16 protein-coding genes are annotated in these 17,652 nt (G+C 64.1%); 12 read left to right on the top strand and 4 right to left on the bottom strand.

What is annotated here, in order from left to right:
* Positions 1–245: 245 nt before the first annotated feature.
* Together trmL and ACVOL0_RS08865 are read right to left on the bottom strand one after the other, a co-directional pair.
* The gene (gene trmL / locus ACVOL0_RS08870; RefSeq protein ID WP_057627589.1) at positions 246–725 is read right to left on the bottom strand and encodes a tRNA (uridine(34)/cytosine(34)/5-carboxymethylaminomethyluridine(34)-2'-O)-methyltransferase TrmL; all 480 of its coding nucleotides are present in this window, start codon (positions 723–725) and stop codon (positions 246–248) included.
* 37 nt (positions 726–762) lie between these two features.
* Complete coding sequence (locus ACVOL0_RS08865; RefSeq protein ID WP_481548778.1) at positions 763–1,167, bottom strand: hypothetical protein; 405 nt, start codon at positions 1,165–1,167, stop codon at positions 763–765.
* Between the two features lie 351 nt (positions 1,168–1,518).
* On the opposite strand from ACVOL0_RS08865, the gene ACVOL0_RS08860 reads away from it, so the two are divergent.
* The 5 genes from ACVOL0_RS08860 to ACVOL0_RS08840 all read left to right on the top strand — a co-directional run bounded on the left by ACVOL0_RS08860 (position 1,519) and on the right by ACVOL0_RS08840 (position 8,142).
* Complete coding sequence (locus tag ACVOL0_RS08860; protein ID WP_481548777.1) at positions 1,519–4,374, top strand: M16 family metallopeptidase; 2,856 nt, start codon at positions 1,519–1,521, stop codon at positions 4,372–4,374.
* A gap of 255 nt (positions 4,375–4,629) precedes the next feature.
* Positions 4,630–4,947 (top strand): DUF4156 domain-containing protein, encoded by a 318-nt coding sequence (locus ACVOL0_RS08855; protein ID WP_481548776.1) that lies wholly within the window; start codon positions 4,630–4,632, stop codon positions 4,945–4,947.
* A 122-nt stretch (positions 4,948–5,069) separates the two neighbouring features.
* The gene (locus ACVOL0_RS08850; protein WP_313174064.1) at positions 5,070–6,086 is read left to right on the top strand and encodes a 3-oxoacyl-ACP synthase III; all 1,017 of its coding nucleotides are present in this window, start codon (positions 5,070–5,072) and stop codon (positions 6,084–6,086) included.
* Positions 6,087–6,322: 236 nt separating this feature from the next.
* Positions 6,323–7,216 carry an alpha/beta fold hydrolase gene (locus tag ACVOL0_RS08845; RefSeq protein WP_481548775.1) on the top strand — a complete coding sequence of 298 codons (894 nt, stop codon included), beginning with the start codon at positions 6,323–6,325 and terminating at the stop codon, positions 7,214–7,216.
* Positions 7,217–7,452: 236 nt separating this feature from the next.
* Entirely contained in the window at positions 7,453–8,142 is a 690-nt protein-coding gene (locus ACVOL0_RS08840) for a phospholipase D-like domain-containing protein (protein ID WP_481548774.1), read from the top strand.
* A 263-nt stretch (positions 8,143–8,405) separates the two neighbouring features.
* Here ACVOL0_RS08840 and ACVOL0_RS08835 read toward each other — a convergent pair whose 3' ends face one another.
* On the bottom strand, positions 8,406–8,840 hold the full coding sequence (locus tag ACVOL0_RS08835; RefSeq protein WP_282269389.1) for a YkgJ family cysteine cluster protein: 435 nt from the start codon (positions 8,838–8,840) through the stop codon (positions 8,406–8,408).
* A 104-nt stretch (positions 8,841–8,944) separates the two neighbouring features.
* Here ACVOL0_RS08835 and oleC point away from each other — a divergent pair, with 104 nt between their 5' ends.
* From oleC to ACVOL0_RS08815, 4 genes are all read left to right on the top strand, one after another.
* On the top strand, positions 8,945–10,588 hold the full coding sequence (gene oleC / locus ACVOL0_RS08830; protein WP_481548773.1) for an olefin beta-lactone synthetase: 1,644 nt from the start codon (positions 8,945–8,947) through the stop codon (positions 10,586–10,588).
* Positions 10,589–10,883: 295 nt separating this feature from the next.
* Positions 10,884–11,270 (top strand): endonuclease domain-containing protein, encoded by a 387-nt coding sequence (locus ACVOL0_RS08825; protein WP_481548772.1) that lies wholly within the window; start codon positions 10,884–10,886, stop codon positions 11,268–11,270.
* Positions 11,271–11,529: 259 nt separating this feature from the next.
* Positions 11,530–12,516 (top strand): 2-alkyl-3-oxoalkanoate reductase, encoded by a 987-nt coding sequence (oleD, locus tag ACVOL0_RS08820; protein WP_481548771.1) that lies wholly within the window; start codon positions 11,530–11,532, stop codon positions 12,514–12,516.
* A gap of 101 nt (positions 12,517–12,617) precedes the next feature.
* Positions 12,618–12,773, top strand: coding sequence for a DUF1328 domain-containing protein (locus ACVOL0_RS08815; RefSeq protein ID WP_282269396.1), 156 nt, complete (start codon positions 12,618–12,620; stop codon positions 12,771–12,773).
* 75 nt (positions 12,774–12,848) lie between these two features.
* Here ACVOL0_RS08815 and ddlA read toward each other — a convergent pair whose 3' ends face one another.
* Positions 12,849–13,952, bottom strand: coding sequence for a D-alanine--D-alanine ligase (gene ddlA, locus ACVOL0_RS08810; protein ID WP_481548770.1), 1,104 nt, complete (start codon positions 13,950–13,952; stop codon positions 12,849–12,851).
* Between the two features lie 306 nt (positions 13,953–14,258).
* Here ddlA and ACVOL0_RS08805 point away from each other — a divergent pair, with 306 nt between their 5' ends.
* The 3 genes from ACVOL0_RS08805 to ACVOL0_RS08795 are packed head-to-tail and all read left to right on the top strand — an operon-like array spanning position 14,259 to position 17,313.
* Positions 14,259–14,909: a ubiquinone biosynthesis accessory factor UbiJ gene (locus ACVOL0_RS08805; protein ID WP_481548769.1), complete on the top strand. Its 651-nt coding sequence runs from the start codon at positions 14,259–14,261 to the stop codon at positions 14,907–14,909.
* Entirely contained in the window at positions 14,906–16,573 is a 1,668-nt protein-coding gene (ubiB, locus tag ACVOL0_RS08800) for a ubiquinone biosynthesis regulatory protein kinase UbiB (protein WP_481548768.1), read from the top strand. Before ACVOL0_RS08805 ends, ubiB begins: the two co-directional genes overlap by 4 nt.
* A complete protein-coding gene (locus ACVOL0_RS08795) occupies positions 16,570–17,313 on the top strand; it encodes a pseudouridine synthase (protein WP_481548767.1) in 744 nt (247 codons plus the stop codon). The genes ubiB and ACVOL0_RS08795 overlap by 4 nt, the downstream gene beginning before the upstream one ends.
* Positions 17,314–17,652 lie beyond the last annotated feature (339 nt).

The following is a 17,652-nucleotide window of genomic DNA, read 5'->3' as shown; positions in this document are numbered from 1 at the left end:
TAAAAGCTAAAAGCTAAAAGCTAAAAGCTCTACCCCTCCCCAGCCCTCCCCTTGGCTGCGCCAAAGGGAGGGGGCGCAAGCCTGCGATCTGTCAGATGGCAGCGACCCGCTTTGCCCCCTCCCTTTGGCGCAGCCAAGGGGAGGGTTGGGGAGGGGTGCTCTTGGCGATCAATCGTCAGCCGACGCATTACCAGCTTCGCGGCTTACGCCGCTCCCACAAAATACAAAAAAACCAAAAGCGCCAATCACGCGCCGCCAGGGAACCCCTGCTGCCGCCACGCCTCATACACCACCACGGCGACCGAGTTGGACAGGTTCAAGCTGCGGTTGTTGGGCTGCATCGGCAGGCGCAGGCGGTGGCCGTCGGGCAGCGAGTCGAGCAGATCCTGCGGCAGCCCACGGGTCTCCGGACCGAACAGGAAGGCATCGCCATCGGCGAACTGCACGGTGTCGTAACGGACGCTAGAGCGGGTACTCAATGCAAACAAACGCTTCGGGGCGATACGCGCCAAGGCGGTTTCCAGGTCCGGATGGACCTGCATCTGTGCGTACTCGTGATAGTCCAGGCCGGCGCGCTTGAGCTGCTTGTCACTGAGGTCGAAACCCAAAGGCTCGATCAGGTGCAGCCGCGCGCCGGTGTTGGCGCAGAGCCGGATCACATTGCCGGTGTTCGGTGGGATCTCGGGCTGGTAAAGCACTACATCGAAAACAGGGGCAGAAGTCATCGGCGCAGTTTACGCCGGGTACTGCGTCATCGCAGGCTTAGTTGGAAACCATGCCCTGCGCGACGACTTTGCCGATGGCCTCGGCAGCGGCTTCGGCAGCCATGGCCTGCACCTGCTCCACTTCCGGGCGGACGGTGATGGCTGGCAGCGACACCATCCACTGGCCGGCACGGGTGCCGATGGCGACCGGGCTGGCGGAAGCCAGCTGGCTGGCGGTCTGTTCGGCCATCAGCTCGACGATCTGGCCGACGGTCGGGCGCACCTGCACTGCGGCCAGGGTCGGGATGTTGCTGTTGGCTTCGTGCTGGGCCTGCGCCAGCTGATCAGCGGAAGGACGAACCTGCACGGTTTCCAGGGTGACGATATCCGAGGCCTGCACCGAAGAAACAAAGCCGGTGCTGGCGACGAGGGCGATGGCAAGGGCGAGAGACTTGGCGTTCATGGCGGGACCTGTTTGGTGTGTGTGGGCAGTGGTGTGGTAGTAAGGTAGTACAGTGATTTTCGTAGTGCAAGAACTTTCGTTGCTTTTTTTGATTTGTTCAGCATCCAGTCATTTATTGTCTGAAGTGATCTGGCTGCGAGTAATAGGCAGCAGGATGCGTGCCAACCGCATGGCATTGATTAATAAGAAGTTTGTGTTTTCTGAAAGTGTCCGCTGTCCGGACACCCAGCGCGTCTGCGGTGACCGGACGGACACAGCTGAAGCTGCTGCGTACCCATGACGCATGGCGTATGCCGTTGTGACGGTGCCCGGTTAGGATCAGCGTTCACCTTCATGCCCAAGGGAAATGGAATGAACGCAGCTATGCCCCGTACCGCCTTGTTGACCCTGGCCCTGAGTGCCGCCCTCGGCGGATTTGTTGGCATGCCACTGGTTGCGGAGGCCAAGCCGGCCGCCGCGGCTGCGTCGGTGGACATTCCGTATGAAGAGTTCACCCTGCCCAACGGCCTGCGCGTGGTGGTGCACACCGACCGCAAGGCGCCGATCGTGGCGGTGAACATCTGGTACCACGTCGGTGCCAAGGACGAACCGGCCGGGCGCACTGGCTTCGCGCATCTGTTTGAGCATTTGATGTTCCAGCGCAGCGAAAACCACGACGGCGAGTTCTTCGAACCCTTCAAGCAGGTCGGCGCCACCGACCAGAACGGCACCACCAATACCGACCGCACCAACTATTTCCAGAACGTGCCGACCACCGCGCTGGACATGGCGCTGTGGATGGAATCGGACCGCATGGGCCATCTGGTTGGCGCCATCGATCAGGCCGCCCTGGATGAGCAACGCGGTGTGGTGCAGAACGAAAAGCGCCAGGGCGAGAACCAGCCCTACGGCCAGGTCTGGGACAAGCTGACCCGCGCCATGTATCCGGCGGGCCATCCGTACCACCACGGTGTGATCGGCTCGATGAACGATCTCAACGCTGCCTCGTTGGACGACGTCAAAACCTGGTTCCACACCTGGTATGGCCCGAACAACGCGGTGTTGGTGCTGGCCGGTGACATCGACGTGGCCACCGCCAAGGAAAAGGCCGCCAAGTACTTCGGTGACATCCCGGCCGGCCCGACCATGGCGCAGCCGGCGGTGAATGTTGCGCAGCGCGCTGCCACCACCCGCGAAGTGATGACCGACAAGGTGCCGCAGGCGCGCATCTACCGCGCCTGGAACGTGGCCCAGGTCGGCACCACCGATATCGACCAGCTCGACCTGTTCTCCTACGTGCTTGGCGGTGCCAAGTCCTCACGCCTGGACCAGCGTCTGCTGCACAAGGACAAGCTGGTCGACAACATCAGCGCGATGACCGATGCCTCGCAGCTCGGCTCCAACTTCCTGATCATGGCCACGGTCAAGCAGGGTGTGGACCCGGCCAAGGTCGAGGCGGCCATCGACGAAGAACTGAAGCGACTGATCGCCGAAGGCCCGACCGCCGATGAACTCGAGCGCGCCAAGGTGCAGTCGCGTGCCGGCTTCGTGCGCGGCATCGAGCGTATTGGCGGCTTCGGCGGCAAGGCCGATGCACTCGCGCAGTGCGCCGTCTACGAAGGCAACCCGGGTTGCTTCCGCACCTCGCTGGCCAATGTGGACGCTGCTACTGCTGCAGACATCAAGGCTGCCGGTGCCAAGTGGCTGGGCGTGGGCGACCACACCCTGGTGGTCGAGCCGGGCGAGCGCGTTGCCTTGGCCGAGCTGCCGTCGGTCAAGCCGGCGCCGTTCAACGTGCCCGCCGTGGACCCCAAGTACAAGACGCTGCCGAGCCAGGTGGATCGCGGCGCCGGCGTGCCCAAGACCACCAGCTTCCCGGAACTGAAGTTCCCGCAGCTGCAGCGTGCAACGTTGAAGAACGGCACCCAGGTGGTGCTGGCCGAGCGCCACGATATTCCGGTGGTGCAGTTCAGCTACGAGTTCCCGGGTGGCTTCACCGCCGACCGTGGGCGCAAGCCGGGCACCGCCAACTTCACCATGGGCATGCTGGACGAAGGTGCCGGCCAGCTCGGCTCGCTGGCGTTTGCCGATGCGGTCGAGCGGCTGGGTGCCAGCGTCAATGCCGGTGCGTCGCTGGACGGCTCCAGCGTGTACCTGTCGGCACTGAAGGAAAACCTCGCCCCGTCGCTGGCGCTGTACGCCGACGTGGTGCGTGCACCGCGCTTCGAGCAGAACGAGATCGACCGCATCAAGGCCACCTGGATTGCTGGCATCCAGCAGGAAAAGGCGCAGCCGAACGCGGTGGCGATGCGCGTGCTGCCGCCGCTGCTGTACGGCGCCGGCCACCCGTATGCGATTCCGTTCACCGGCAGCGGCAATGAAGCGGCAATCCAGTCGCTGACCCGCGACGACCTGACCTCCTTCCACAAGCAGTGGATTCGTCCGGAAGGCGCCACCCTGATCGTGGTCGGCGACACCACCTTGAAGGACCTGGTGCCGCTGCTGGAACGCAGCTTCGGTGACTGGAAGGGTGAGGGTGCACGGCCGAAGGTTGAGGCGCTGACCAATGTGGACCGCCCGCAGGCATCGCGCGTGTTCCTGATCGACCAGCCGGGCGCGGTGCAGGCCAACCTGTTCGCCGGTCAAGTGGCGCCGTCGACGATGGACCCGGGCACCACCCGTTTCGACATCGCCAATGGCGTGCTGGGTGGCGACTTCACCTCGCGCCTGAACATGAACCTGCGTGAGGACAAGCATTGGTCCTATGGCGCGCGTTCGTCGGCCACCAATGCGCTGGGCCAGCGCCCGTGGATGGCGGTGGCGCCGGTACAGATCGACAAGACCGGTGAGGCGATGAAGGAAATGAACGCCGAGATCAGCCAGTTCGCCAGCGGCCAGCGTCCGCCCACCGACGCCGAGGTCAACCGCATCCGCAACATCCAGACGCTGAGCCTGCCGGGTGCCTATGAAACCGCATCGGCGGTGATGAGCACCATCGGTGGCATCGTGCGTTATGGCCGTCCGGACGACTACGTGTTCAAGCGCAAGGCCGAGATCGAAGCGATGACCCCGGCGCAGGTTGCCGAGGCCGCCAAGACCCTGGATCCGTCCAAGCTGACCTGGGTGGTGGTAGGCGACCTGAAGCAGACCGAAGCCCCGGTGCGCGCACTGAAGCTGGGCGAAGTGACAGTGATCGACGCCGACGGCAAGCCGGTGGAGAAGAAGTAAGCGGTAGGGCGCAGCCTGCCGCTCCCGTTAAGCCCCTCTCCCGTTCACGAGAGAGGGGTTGGGGTGAGGGCAGCTTTTCGCAGGTAAAGCCCCTGCCGAGCATGGCTCGGCACTACAGCCCCCTCCCTTTCGCGCAGCGAAGGGGAGGGCTGGGGAGGGGGTGTTTTTGTCTTTGCCGCGCGCCCAGCCACCGGGATCACCACCTGTTCATCCATTCCCGGCACAATCCCTGCTGATCTTCACAAGGAATACTCCATGCGCGTCCTGCTTCTGTCCGCCCTGATCGCCAGCACCGCCGCCTGCACCTGGGTGCCGATTGAATCCAGCGGCAAGACCGTACGCGTATTGCCTGCCGGTCCGGTGGCAGCTGGCTGCGTGAGCAAGGGTGAGATCGTGGTGTCGGTGAAGAGCAAGGTTGGTTTCTACAACCGCAACCCGCTGCGCGTGCAGGAAGAACTGGAAACCCTGGCCCGCAACGAAGCCCCCAGTGCCGGTGCCAATGCCATCCAGGCCGCAGGCCAGCCAGCCGATGGCAGCCAGCGCTTTGCAGCCTTCCAGTGCCCGCCGCGCTGAGGTTCCAGGCCTTCCAAGGGTCCCGGCGCCTCCATACGCCGGGCCGCCGATTTGTAAAGATGCGGTAAAAATGCGCAGGCGCTAGAATGGCGACCCCTTCGCCTGAGTCTTGGCGCTTTCTGATGCCTTTTCAAAACGTCTCGATCGCGGGACTGGCGCATATTGATGCGCCGCATACGCTGACCTCAAAGGAAATCAACGAGCGGCTCCAGCCCACGCTGGAACGCCTGGGCATTCGTGCCGACGTGCTTGGCGATATCGCCGGCATCCACGCGCGCCGCCTTTGGGACCAGGGTACACAGGCCTCGGACGCCGCCACCATGGCCGGCCGCAAGGCGCTGGAAGATGCCGGCATCACTGCCGACAAGGTTGGCCTGCTGGTCAACACTTCCGTCAGCCGTGATTACCTGGAGCCGTCCACCGCTTCCATCGTGTCCGGCAACCTGGGCATCGGTGAAGACTGCGTCACCTTCGACATCGCCAACGCCTGCCTTGCCTTCATCAATGGCATGGACGTGGCCGCACGCATGCTGGAGCGCGGCGACATCGACTATGCGTTGATCGTCGACGGCGAGACCTCCAATCTGGTCTATGAAAAGACCCTGGAGCGCATGATGTCCCCGGACATCACCGCCCAGCAGCTGCGCGACGAAGTCGCCGCGTTGACCACCGGTTCCGGTGCGGCAGCAATGGTGATGGCGCGCTCGGAGCTGGTGCCGGACGCCCCGCGCTACAAGGGCGGCGTGACCCGTGCAGCCAACCAGTGGAACAAGCTGTGCGTGGGCAACCTGGACCGCATGGTCACCGACACCCGCATGCTGCTGATCGAAGGCATCAAGCTGGCCACCAAGACCTTTGAAGCCACGCGTGAAGCGCTGGGCTGGGCGGTGGAGGAGATCGACCAGTTCGTGATCCACCAGGTCAGCCAGCCGCATACCAATGCCTTCATCAAGGCCTTCGGCATCGACCCGAAGAAGGTGATGACCATCTTTGGCGAGCACGGCAACATCGGCCCGGCTTCGGTACCGATCGTGCTGAGCAAGCTACGCCAGCTGGGCAAGCTCAAGAAGGGCGACCGCGTCGCGCTGATGGGCATTGGCTCGGGTTTGAACTGCACGATGGCCGAGGTGGTCTGGTAAGTTCCGGCCTCGCCGCGAACTTCCAGAACGCATGCTTTTCCTTCTCCCCTTGTGGGAGGAACAAAGGGCCTGCCGCCGCGAAGGCGGGGGTGCCCGAAGGGCGGAAGAGGGTAAGCGTGCGCAGCACGCAAGCGCCGGGAGTCAGAGCAGTTGTTCAAGCTCCTCTACTCCGGCCAACCCTCTCCCCAACCCCTCTCCCGGCGGGAGCGGGGCTTAGCAGCCGCAGGTGCGACCCGATGAACAAACTCCCCGGTTACCCCAGCAAGACCCACCGCTTCGAAGTCCGCCCCGGCTTGTCGATGAACTACATCGATGAAGGTCCGCGTGATGGCGAGGTGGTGGTGATGCTGCACGGCAACCCGTCGTGGAGCTACCTGTGGCGGCACCTGGTCAACGGCCTCAGCGACAAGTACCGCTGCATCGTGCCGGACCATATCGGCATGGGCCTGTCCGACAAGCCTGACGACAGCCGCTATGAGTACACCCTGCAGTCACGCGTGGATGATCTGGACGCGCTGCTCAAGCATCTGGGCATCACCGGCCCGGTGACGCTGGCCGTGCACGACTGGGGCGGCATGATCGGCTTCGGCTGGGCGCTGTCGCACCACGAGCAGGTCAAGCGCCTGGTGATCACCAATACCGCCTCGTTCCCGCTGCCGCCGGAGAAGCCGATGCCATGGCAGATCGCCATGGGCCGGCACTGGAAGCCGGGCGAATGGTTCATCCGCACCTTCAATGCATTCTCGTCCGGCGCCTCGTGGCTGGGCGTGAGCCGGCGCATGCCGGCCGATGTACGTCGCGCCTATGTGTCGCCGTACAACAACTGGGCCAACCGCATTTCCACCATCCGCTTCATGCAGGACATCCCGTTGTCGCCAGCCGACAAGGCATGGTCGCTGCTGGAGCGTGCGGCGGCAGCGCTGCCGTCGTTCGCGGATCGCCCGGTGTACATCGCCTGGGGCCTGCGTGACATTTGCTTCGATCATCATTTCCTTACCGGCTTCCGCAAGGCACTGCCGCAGGCGGAAGTGACCGAGTTCGAAGATGCCAACCACTATGTGCTGGAAGACAAGCACGAAGTGATCGTGCCGGCGGTAAAAGCCTTCCTGGAGCGCAACCCGCTGGGGTGAGCCGGGGCTTGTGGGAGCGCGGGCACTTGTAGGAGCGGCGTCAGCCGCGAAGCAAGGGATAGATCCGCTACGGCTACCTCCGCATCCTGCAAGCCGTTGCCTGGCGTTTCGCGCAAAGCTCGCGCGATGATTGATTTCTCGTGGACTGAAGCATTGCCAGCTTCGCGGCTTACGCCGCTCCTACAGACAGGTGCGGGTGTGCGAAGCTCTGTGCTTCTTGGCACAGGGAGTGAAGGATGGATTTCGACAGCTTGGACCGTCAGCTGCGTGACAGCGCGCAGGATCTTGCGTTGAGCAACGAGGAACGCTCCGCACTGCGCGAGCTGGGCGTCGAACTACCGCCCGACCGCCTACGCTTCCTGCGCAACCGCGCCTTCGACATCGCCCGCGAGCAGGTCACTGCCAATCCGGCTGAAGCGCTGCCAATGCTGAAGTGGGTTGAACAGGTGGTACGCACGCTGGACGTCAACGCAGGCCCGGTCGAAACCCTGACCAGTACCTATTTCTCCCCGGGCGATGCCTGCATGCAGCGCCTGCGCGCGCTGTGCGCCAGCGCGAAGCAGACCTTGGACATCTGTGTATTCACCATCTCCGATGACCGCCTGAGCGGGGTCATCCTGGATGCGCACAAGCGCGGCGTGGTGGTGCGCATCATCAGCGACAACGACAAGGTCTACGACGACGGCAACGATGTCCGTCGCTTGAACGAGAGCGGCATCCCGGTGCGGGTGGACCACAGCGAATACCACATGCACCACAAGTTCGCGCTGTTCGATGGCAAGCAGCTGGCCAACGGCAGCTTCAACTGGACGCGCACCGCGACCGAGCACAACGATGAGAACCTGGTGGTCAGCAATGACCGCAACCTGGTGCGCAGCTTTGCCCAGCAGTTCGAGGTGTTGTGGGGGCGTTACAAGGCGCTTTGAGGCCGCTGCGGCTCTTGCTTTTTTGCCTTTGATTTTTTGCCGTCATTCCCGCGTAGGCGGGAATCGCTCTTGCTTTGGCACTTTCGCTTTGCCTTCGTTGGAGTCGAGTCGAGAGTGGGAGCCAAAGCCAAAGCGATTCCCGCCTGCGCGGGAATGACGGCGTAAGGGCCAAAGCCAAACACCAAAGCCAAACACCAAAGCCCAAAGCCCAAAGCCAAAAGCCAAAAGCCAAAAGCCCAGAGCCCTCAACTACCGCATCACCCTCAAGCGGCAATCGGCGTATTCGGCGGTGATGACGGGCTGTTGCCGTTGTCGTCAGGATGGTCATCGCCATCGTTGTCGGCATCATCGCGCCAGCGCCAGTCGGCCAGGGTCAATGCCGGCATGCCGTGGGCGATGCGCGCGCGGTCACACTGTGAGCTGGCCTTGCCGTATTCCCAGGAGGCGTCCACCTCGCGGCACACGCTGGGCCGGTTCGGGTGGATGGTGCAGCGCGAGTACACGCCGATCTCCGAGTCCAGGGCCACGCAGCGGATCGGGTCCGAGTAGGTGCCCTGCATGCACAGCCGGTGCGGGTCCAGGCGCTGGGTCAGCTGGTGGGGCACGCCGCCTTCGGTGACTTCGTCCGATTCCATCCAATGGAAGGCAACGCGGTATTGGGTGCAGCAGGCACCGCAGGTCAGGCAGGGATGGGGCATGGGATACCGGCCTAGGCGGCAGGATTAGGACAAAAGGAAGGTGCGAAATTTTCCACGGTGACGGCCTGCGCGCAAGATTTTTCTGCATTGGCGACAATAGGAAGATGAACGAAACCTGCAATATCGCCGCGCGCCTGCCCGAGCTGGCACGTGAACGGCCCGACCAGATCGCCATTCGCTGCCCTGGCAAGCTCGCCGCCAATGGCATGGCCGCCTATGACGTGATCCTCGATTACCGCACCCTGGACGCCCGCAGCGACGCCATTGCCGCCGGATTGGCGGCCAACGGCATCGGCCGCGGGGTGCGCGCGGTGGTGATGGTGCGGCCGGGACCGGAGTTCTTCCTGTTGATGTTCGCCCTGTTCAAGATCGGCGCAGTGCCGGTGCTGGTCGACCCCGGCATTGATAAGCGCGCGCTGAAGCAGTGCCTGGATGAAGCACAGCCGGAGGCCTTCATCGGCATCCCCTTGGCGCAATTTGCGCGGGTGCTGCTGGGCTGGGCCAAGGCGGCAACGGTCAAGGTCACCGTCGGTCGACGCTGGGGCTGGGGCGGGACCACGCTGGCGAAGATCGAGGCCGATGGCGCAGGCGCGGGCAGCCAACTGGCCGCCACCGCGCCCGATGACGTAGCCGCGATCCTGTTCACCAGCGGCTCCACCGGCGTGCCCAAGGGCGTGGTCTACCGGCATCGGCATTTCGTCGGCCAGGTGGAACTGCTGCGCAATGCTTTCGGCATGCAGCCCGGTGGCATCGACCTGCCGACCTTCCCGCCGTTCGCCCTGTTCGACCCGGCGCTTGGCCTGACGTCGGTGATTCCGGACATGGACCCGACCCGGCCGGGCAGCGCCGATCCGCGCAAGCTGCACGATGCCATCGCCCGTTTCGGTGTGACCCAGCTGTTTGGTTCGCCGGCCCTGATGCGGGTGCTGGCCGAACACGGCCATCCGCTGCCAACGGTGACCCGCGCCACTTCAGCGGGTGCGCCGGTGCCGCCGGAGATCGTGTCCAAGATCCGTTCGCTGATGCCGGAAGACGGCCAGTTCTGGACGCCTTACGGTGCCACCGAATGCCTGCCGGTAGCGGTGATTGAAGGCCGCGAACTGGTCGATACGCGTGAGGCCACCGAGGCTGGTGCGGGTACCTGCGTTGGTCGTGTGGTCGCACCGAATGTCGTGCGCATCATTGCCATCACCGACGAACCCATTGCGGACTGGAATGGGGTGCGTGAGTTGCCGGCCGGGGAGGTGGGTGAGATCACTGTGGTCGGTCCGACAACGACCGATAGTTACTTCAACCGGCCGCAGGCAACGGCCGCAGCCAAGATCAGCGAAGGACTGGCCGATGGCGGCGAGCGCATCGTGCACCGCATGGGCGATGTGGGTTGGTTCGATGCCGAAGGGCGGCTGTGGTTCTGCGGGCGCAAGACGCATCGGGTCGAGACGGCGACAGGGCCGCTGTATACCGAGCAGGTGGAGCCGGTGTTCAACACCGTGGCAGGTGTACGGCGCACGGCTCTGGTGGGTGTTGGTGCCTTGGGCCAGCAGCTGCCGGTGCTGTGTTACGAACTGCTGCCGGATCAGCCTTTCGCTGAAATCGAGAAGCAGTTGCGGATCTTGGCATTGGCTCATCCGCGCTTCGCGGGTATTGAACACTTCCTGCGTCACCCGGGTTTCCCCGTGGATATCCGCCACAACGCCAAGATCGGGCGCGAGAAGCTGGCAGTGTGGGCGCAGGCGCAGTTGGGTTGAGCTGGAAGGCTTGAAGCACGAGCAAGAGCAAGAGCAAGAGCACCCCTCCCAACCCTCCCCTTCGCTGCGCGAAAGGGAGGGCTAAAGCTTTGCCCCCTCCCTTTGCCGTAGGCAAGGGGAGGGCTGGGGAGGGGTGCTCTTGCTCCCTCCCTTGCGCCGAAGGCGGAGGGGAGGGCTGGGGAGGGGTAAAGCGCAGTGTCCTTTGAGTCGAGGGACAGCTTGAATCCAGTGATTCCCTGACAGGCTCCCATCGTCAGCAACCGCAGGATTTCCGTACCAAGAACGGAGAGCCGCAATGGACAAGCTGCGAACACGCGCAAGAGCCTTGCGCAACACACCCACCGATGCCGAAGGCCGCCTGTGGCAGCAACTACGCCGGCGCCAGTTGGCAGGTTTCCGCTTCCGCAGACAAAAACCCTTGGCCGGCTACATCGCCGACTTCGTCTGCCTTGAAGCGAGGCTGATCGTCGAGCTGGATGGAGGGCAGCATCTTGAGCAGCTTGTCTATGACCAGCGGCGTACCGAGGTGCTGCAGGGATTGGGCTTCGGGGTGCTGCGTTACTGGAATGACGAGGTTTTGCAGCGGATGCCGGCTGTGTTGGAGGACATCCTGCGGGCCTTGGCGCACGGCGAAGAGCACCCCTCCCAACCCTCCCCTTCGCTACGCGAAAGGGAGGGCTAAAGCCTGGCTGCTCGACGCACCCGCAGCGCTGCTGCTGTTGCCCCCTCCCTTTGCCGCAGGCAAGGGGAGGGTTGGGGAGGGGTGCTCTTGCTCCCTCCCTTGCGCCGAAGGCGGAGGGGAGGGTTGGGGAGGGGTAACGCTCTCCGCCAACATCCCGGCAAAGCACCCGAACACCACTGCTGCGATACTGACGGACAAATCTCAATGCTTCCGCCGCGGCCAGTCGGCGCGGAAGCCCAGCAACAGAGCGATCAAACGAATGAAGATTCTGGTTACCGGTGGTGGTGGTTTTCTCGGTCAGGCCTTGTGCCGTGGCCTGGTCGAACGCGGCCATCAGGTGCTGAGCTTCAATCGCGGGCATTACCCGGCATTGCAGGAAATCGGGGTTGGCCAGATCCGTGGCGACCTGGCCGATGCGAACGCTGTGCATCACGCCGCCGCCGGCGTCGATGCCATCTTCCACAACGCTGCAAAGGCTGGAGCCTGGGGCAGCTACGACAGCTACTTCCAGGCCAATGTGGTCGGCACCCGCAATGTGCTTGCCGCCTGCAAGGCGCACGACATCCGCCGCTTGGTCTACACCTCAACACCCAGCGTCACCCATCGCGCCACCCATCCGGTCGAAGGCCTGGGTGCGGATGAAGTGCCTTACGGTGAGGACTTCCAGGCGCCGTATGCCGCCACCAAGACCATCGCCGAGCAGGAAGTGCTGGCCGCCAATGGTGCCGATCTGGCAACCATCGCGCTGCGCCCGCGGCTGATCTGGGGCCCGGGCGACAATCAGTTGGTGCCGCGCTTGGCCGAACGCGCGCGTGCCGGACGCCTGCGCTTTGTCGGCGATGGCACGAACAAGGTCGATACCACCTTCATCGACAACGCCGCGCAGGCGCACTTCGATGCCTTCGATCATCTGGTGGTTGGTGCGGCCTGCGCCGGCAAGGCCTACTTCATTTCCAACGGCGAGCCGCTGCCGATGCGCGAGCTGCTCAACCGCCTGCTTGCAGCGGTGGGCGCGCCTGGTGTGGAGAAGTCGATCTCGTTCAAGACCGCTTACCGCATCGGCTCGGTCTGCGAAAAGCTGTGGCCGCTGCTGCGCTTGTCTGGCGAACCGCCGATGACCCGCTTCCTCGCCGAGCAGCTGTGCACGCCGCATTGGTATTCGATGGAGCCGGCACGCCGCGATTTCGGCTATGTGCCCAGGGTGTCCATCGAGGAAGGCTTGCGGCGTTTGGCGGCCGTATCCTGAATGGACCGTGTCGTCATCATCCGGCGCTAACGTTCCTGTCACCGTATCGCGACCGGCAATTGCCGAGGATGGAGCCCTGATTCCAACCGAGGACCCAGCCCATGCTGCATTACGCCGTCGTTTTCTTCGTCATCGCCATCATTGCCGCCGTACTCGGCTTCAGTGGCATTGCCGGTGCGGCCAGCAATATCGCGTGGATCCTGTTCGTCGTCTTCCTGATCCTTGCGGTGGTGTCGATGTTCCGCAAGAAAGGCTGATCACTCCTGACGCCAGAAACAGAACGGCCCGCATCCTCGTGGAGGGTGCGGGCCGCGTCGTTTCAGCAGTTTAGATCAGGCCGACGTGCTGATCGAGCTGCGCAGGCCCTTGTCTGCGGCGTTGCGCTCCAGCGCCAGCTCGATCAGGCGGGTGATCAGCGCGGTATAGCCCAGACCGCTTGCGCCCCACAGCTTGGGATACATGCTGATCTTGGTGAAGCCGGGCAGGGTGTTCAGTTCGTTGATGACGACGTCGCCGGCCTCGGTGAGGAACACGTCCACGCGCGCCATGCCGATGCAGTCCAGCGCCTGGTAGGCGCGCACGGCGATCTCACGGATGCGCTGCTGCGCATCGGCAGCGATGTCGGCCGGGATCACCGTCTCCGCGCCGCTGGCGCTGATGTACTTGGTGTCATAGGCGTAGAAATCGTCATGCACCACCACTTCGCCACAGACGCTGGCTTCGGGCACGTCATTGCCCAGCACTGCGCATTCGATCTCACGACCGACAATCGCCGATTCCACCAGCACCTTGTGGTCGAACGACAGGGCCAATGCCATCGCGGTGGCGAACTCTTCGGCATTGCGCACCTTGCTCACGCCGACCGAGGAGCCCTGGTTGGCCGGCTTGACGAACAGCGGCAGGCCGAGCTGCGCGACCAGCGCGTCGTAGTCAGCGTGGGCAGCGGTGACATGGTTGAAGCAGGCAAACGGCGCCACCGCCAGGCCGGCATCGCGCAGCAGGCGCTTGGCCATGTCCTTGTCCATCGCCGCGGCTGCGCCAAGCACGCCGGGACCAGCGAACGGCAGGTTCAAGGTGCGCAGCAGGCCCTGCAGGGTGCCGTCTTCGCCGAGGGTGCCATGCACGATCGGGAACACCACATCCAACTGCGGCACGTCGCGACCATCGGCGGCCAGCAGCTGGCCACGCTCGGCGCCGGGCAGTACCGACAGCACCGGGCCGGAGGTGTCCAGCGCGATGCGCTTGGGATCATCGGCATCGAGCAGGAAACCGGCCGCGTCGCACAGGTGCCACAGGCCTTGCTTGTCCACGCCGATCAGGCTGACGTCGAAACGTTCCTTGTCCAGCGCATCGAAGATGTTCTTCGCCGACTGCAGCGAGACCTCGTGCTCGGCCGAGCGACCGCCGAAAATGATGCCAACCCGGGTCTTGCCCATTGCCTGTGTGCTCCTGACGCTGTGTTTGGTGGTGTCTGCATAGCATGAACGCAAACGCCGGAAATGGGGATTCGGGATTCGGGATTTGTTTATCGCGGGGCGCTGACATGAACAAACCCTGTGCGGACGATGCATCAGCGCCCGTAGCCCGGGTAAGCGCAGCGCACCCGGCAGCAAGCCAGCACCGGCTTCCCACGCGTCCGCCAACGGCCCCGGGTGCGCTGCGCTTACCCGGGCTACGTCGCGGGGCGTCGCAACATCGTGCATGGCAGGCTCCCGATCCCGCCCCTCCGGTAGAATGCCGGCATGCCTGCATCCCCCCTCAAAATGATCAAGCCGCTGGCCGGCCGTGCGCTGGAAGTGGCCTTGAACCGCGCGCTGGCGCTGGACCCGGATACCCGCACCGCGCTGGCCTCGCTCGACGGGCAACGGATCGCCCTGACCCTGGAGTCGCCGTCGCTGGCGATGCAGATCGGGGTCGCCGGCGAACGCCTGACCGTGGGCCCGGTCGATCCGTCGCTGGAACCGGACCTGGCTGTGCGCAGCACGCTGGGCGGGGTGCTGGCGCAACTGCCCTTCCTGGCCAATGCACGGCGCGGCAACAGCGCGCCCGCTGGGCGGGTCAAGGTCTCCGGCGATGCCGAGCTGGCGCGCCGCCTGCAGCAGCTGGCCACCCGTTTTGATCCGGATTGGCAGCAGCCTTTTGTCAAAGCCTTTGGCGAGATCCTCGGTGTGCAGATCGCGCAGACCCTGCGTGCAGCGTTGCTGCAGGCCAGGCGCAGCGCCAAGGATCTGGCCGAGACCGCCGCCGAATACGTTACCGAGGAGTCGCGTGATGTCGTTGCCCGTGCCGAGCTGGATGCCTTCCATGATGATGTGGACGTGATCCGCGATGACGTCGAACGCATGGCCGCGCGCATCGCGCGCCTGCGTCAGCGCGTTGGGGGTGCGGCATGAAGTTGGTCCGCGCCATGTTCCGCGCCAGCCGCATCGGCCGGGTGATCCTGCGTTACCGCCTGGATGATCTGCTCGATGACACTCCGGTCGAACGTTGGCTGAGCGTTGCCAAGCCGTTCGTGCCGCGCGCCAGTGCCGATATCGCCTCGCAGTCGCGCGGTGCGCGTCTGCGTCTGGCGCTGCAGGAGCTGGGCCCGATCTTCGTCAAGTTTGGGCAGATCCTGTCCACCCGCCGCGATCTGGTGCCGCCGGATGTCGCCGCCGAGCTGACACTGCTGCAGGACCGGGTCAAGCCGTTCGACGGCGAGCATGCGCTGCAGATCGTCGAGCAGGCGCTGGGCCTGCCGATCACCGAAGCCTTCGCCAGCTTCGACACCGCGCCGCTGGCTTCGGCCTCGATCGCGCAGGTACATGCGGCGACCTTGGACGATGGCCGCCAGGTCGTGGTCAAGGTGCTGCGCCCGGATATCGAAAAGCAGATCGCCGGTGACATCGCCCTGCTCAAGTCGCTGGCTGCGCTGGTCGAACGCACCCATCCGCGTGCCGACAAGATCCGCCCGCGCGAAGTGGTGGCCGAGATCGAAACCACCCTGGCCGCCGAGTTGGACCTGCAGCGCGAAGGCGCCAACGCCAGCGTGCTGCGCCGCTTCTGGGAAAACTCGGACGACCTGTACGTTCCAGAAGTGATCTGGAGCCACACCGCCGAGCGCGCGCTGACGCTGGAACGCGTCTGGGGCATTCCCTCCGACGACATCGTGGCGTTGGACAAGGCCGGCATCGACCGCAAGGCGCTGGCCGCCAAGGGCGTGCGCGTGTTCTACACGCAGGTGTTCCGCGACAACTTCTTCCATGCCGATGCACACGCCGGCAACATCTGGGTCGACATCGATCCGGCGCGCCGCGACAACCCGCGCTTCATCGCGCTGGACTTTGGCATCATGGGCCAGCTGTCGGAAGAGGATCAGTTCTACCTCGCCGAAAACTTCATGGCCATCTTCAACCGTGATTACCGCCGCATCGCCGAGCTGCACCTGCAGGCGCAGTGGATGCCGAACACGGTACGCATCGACGAACTGGAAGCTGCGGTGCGCGCGGTCTGCGAGCCGTACTTCACCCGGCCGCTGTCACAGATTTCGCTGGCCGAAGTGCTGATGAAGCTGTTCCGCACCGCCCAGCGCTACCAGCTGACCCTGCAGCCGCAGTTGATCCTGCTGCAGAAGACGCTGCTGAACATCGAAGGCGTGGGCCGCCAGCTCGACCCGAACCTGGATATCTGGGAAGTCGCCAAGCCGGTGCTGGAGCGCATCCTGCGCGAGCGCTACAGCCCGCGCCGCGCGTTGAAGGAGCTGCGCAAGCGCCTGCCGGAAATCATGACCCAGGCCCCGGACATGCCGGCCCTGCTGCACAGTTGGCTGCGCCAGCAGGTGGAAGGCAAGCATGAGTTGGCGATGCGCTCGCAGGACATCGTCAATCTTGAAGGCACGCTGCAGCGCATGCAGCGGCGCGTGGTTACCGCCGTTGCTGGTGCCGGTTTGATGGTGGTATCGGCCTTGTTGTACGGCCTGGAAGCGGGCGGTCCGCAGTTTGCTTCGATCCCGTTGTGGTCGTGGGTAACCGGCGTGTCTGGTTCGATTGCAGTGGCGTCGGCGTGGTTGCGCCGATGAGTGATGTTGTCGATGAAGCAGTGGAAGCGCCGGTCGTCGTTGAACCGCTGCCGCTGTTGTACGAAGACCCGTGGTTGGCGGTGGTCAACAAGCCAGCGGGCTTGATGGTTCACGACAGCAAGCTGGCGCGTGGCGAAGATGATTTCCTGGCTGATCGCCTGCGCGAACAGTTGGGCAAGCCGATTTTCCTCGTGCACCGGCTGGACCGTGCGACCAGTGGTTGCCTGCTGCTGGCCTTCGATCGCGAAAGCGCCAGCACCTTGGGCAAGACGCTGATGGGCGGCGAAGTGGAGAAGGATTACCTCGCGGTATGCCGTGGTTGGCCGGCTGAAGATGCGTTCACCGTCGATCACGATCTGGACGGCGGCCCCGGCAAGCCGGTCAAGAAGCAGGCGATTACCCATTTCCAGAAGCTGCTGGAAGGCGAGTTGCCGATTCCGTCGGCGGGCTTTCCGACCTCGCGCTACGCGCTGCTGCGCTGCCAGCCGCAGACCGGTCGTTTCCGCCAGATCCGCAGGCACCTCAAGCACATGTTCCATCACATGATCGGCGACACCAGCCACGGTGATGGACGGCACAACCGCAGCTTCCGCATGCAGGGTGTGCACCGCATGCTGCTGCACGCCGAGCGCCTGGCCTTCCCGCACCCGCAGGACGGCCGCCGCATCGAAGTGCGCGCACCGCTGGATCGCGAGTTCCAGAAGGCGATGGACCTGTTCAACTGGAAACTGCCGGACTGAAGGTAGTGCCGGGCCATGCTCGGCAGAGGCCTTACAAACAATGCCAATGTAGTGCCGAGCCGTGCTCGGCATGGGCTCCCGCAGAAACCCATCAATACGTGCGGAATTGCAGGAGCGGCGTAAGCCGCGAAGCCCACAAACCATCAGATTGCGGGAATGCCGGTAATTGCAGCATTTCCAGCTTCGCGGCTTATGCCGCTCCTACAAAAACAGAGCAGCTTTACCAGCGAACCATCCGCTCTTGTAGGAGCGGCGTAAGCCGCGAAGCCCATGAACCGTCAGATTGCAGGTATGCCGGTGATTCCAACATCGCCAGCTTCGCAGCTGACGCCGTTCCTA

It is taken from the genome of Stenotrophomonas sp. STEN021, from assembly GCF_056760175.1.
This window is presented reverse-complemented; position numbering and strand designations above follow the sequence as displayed.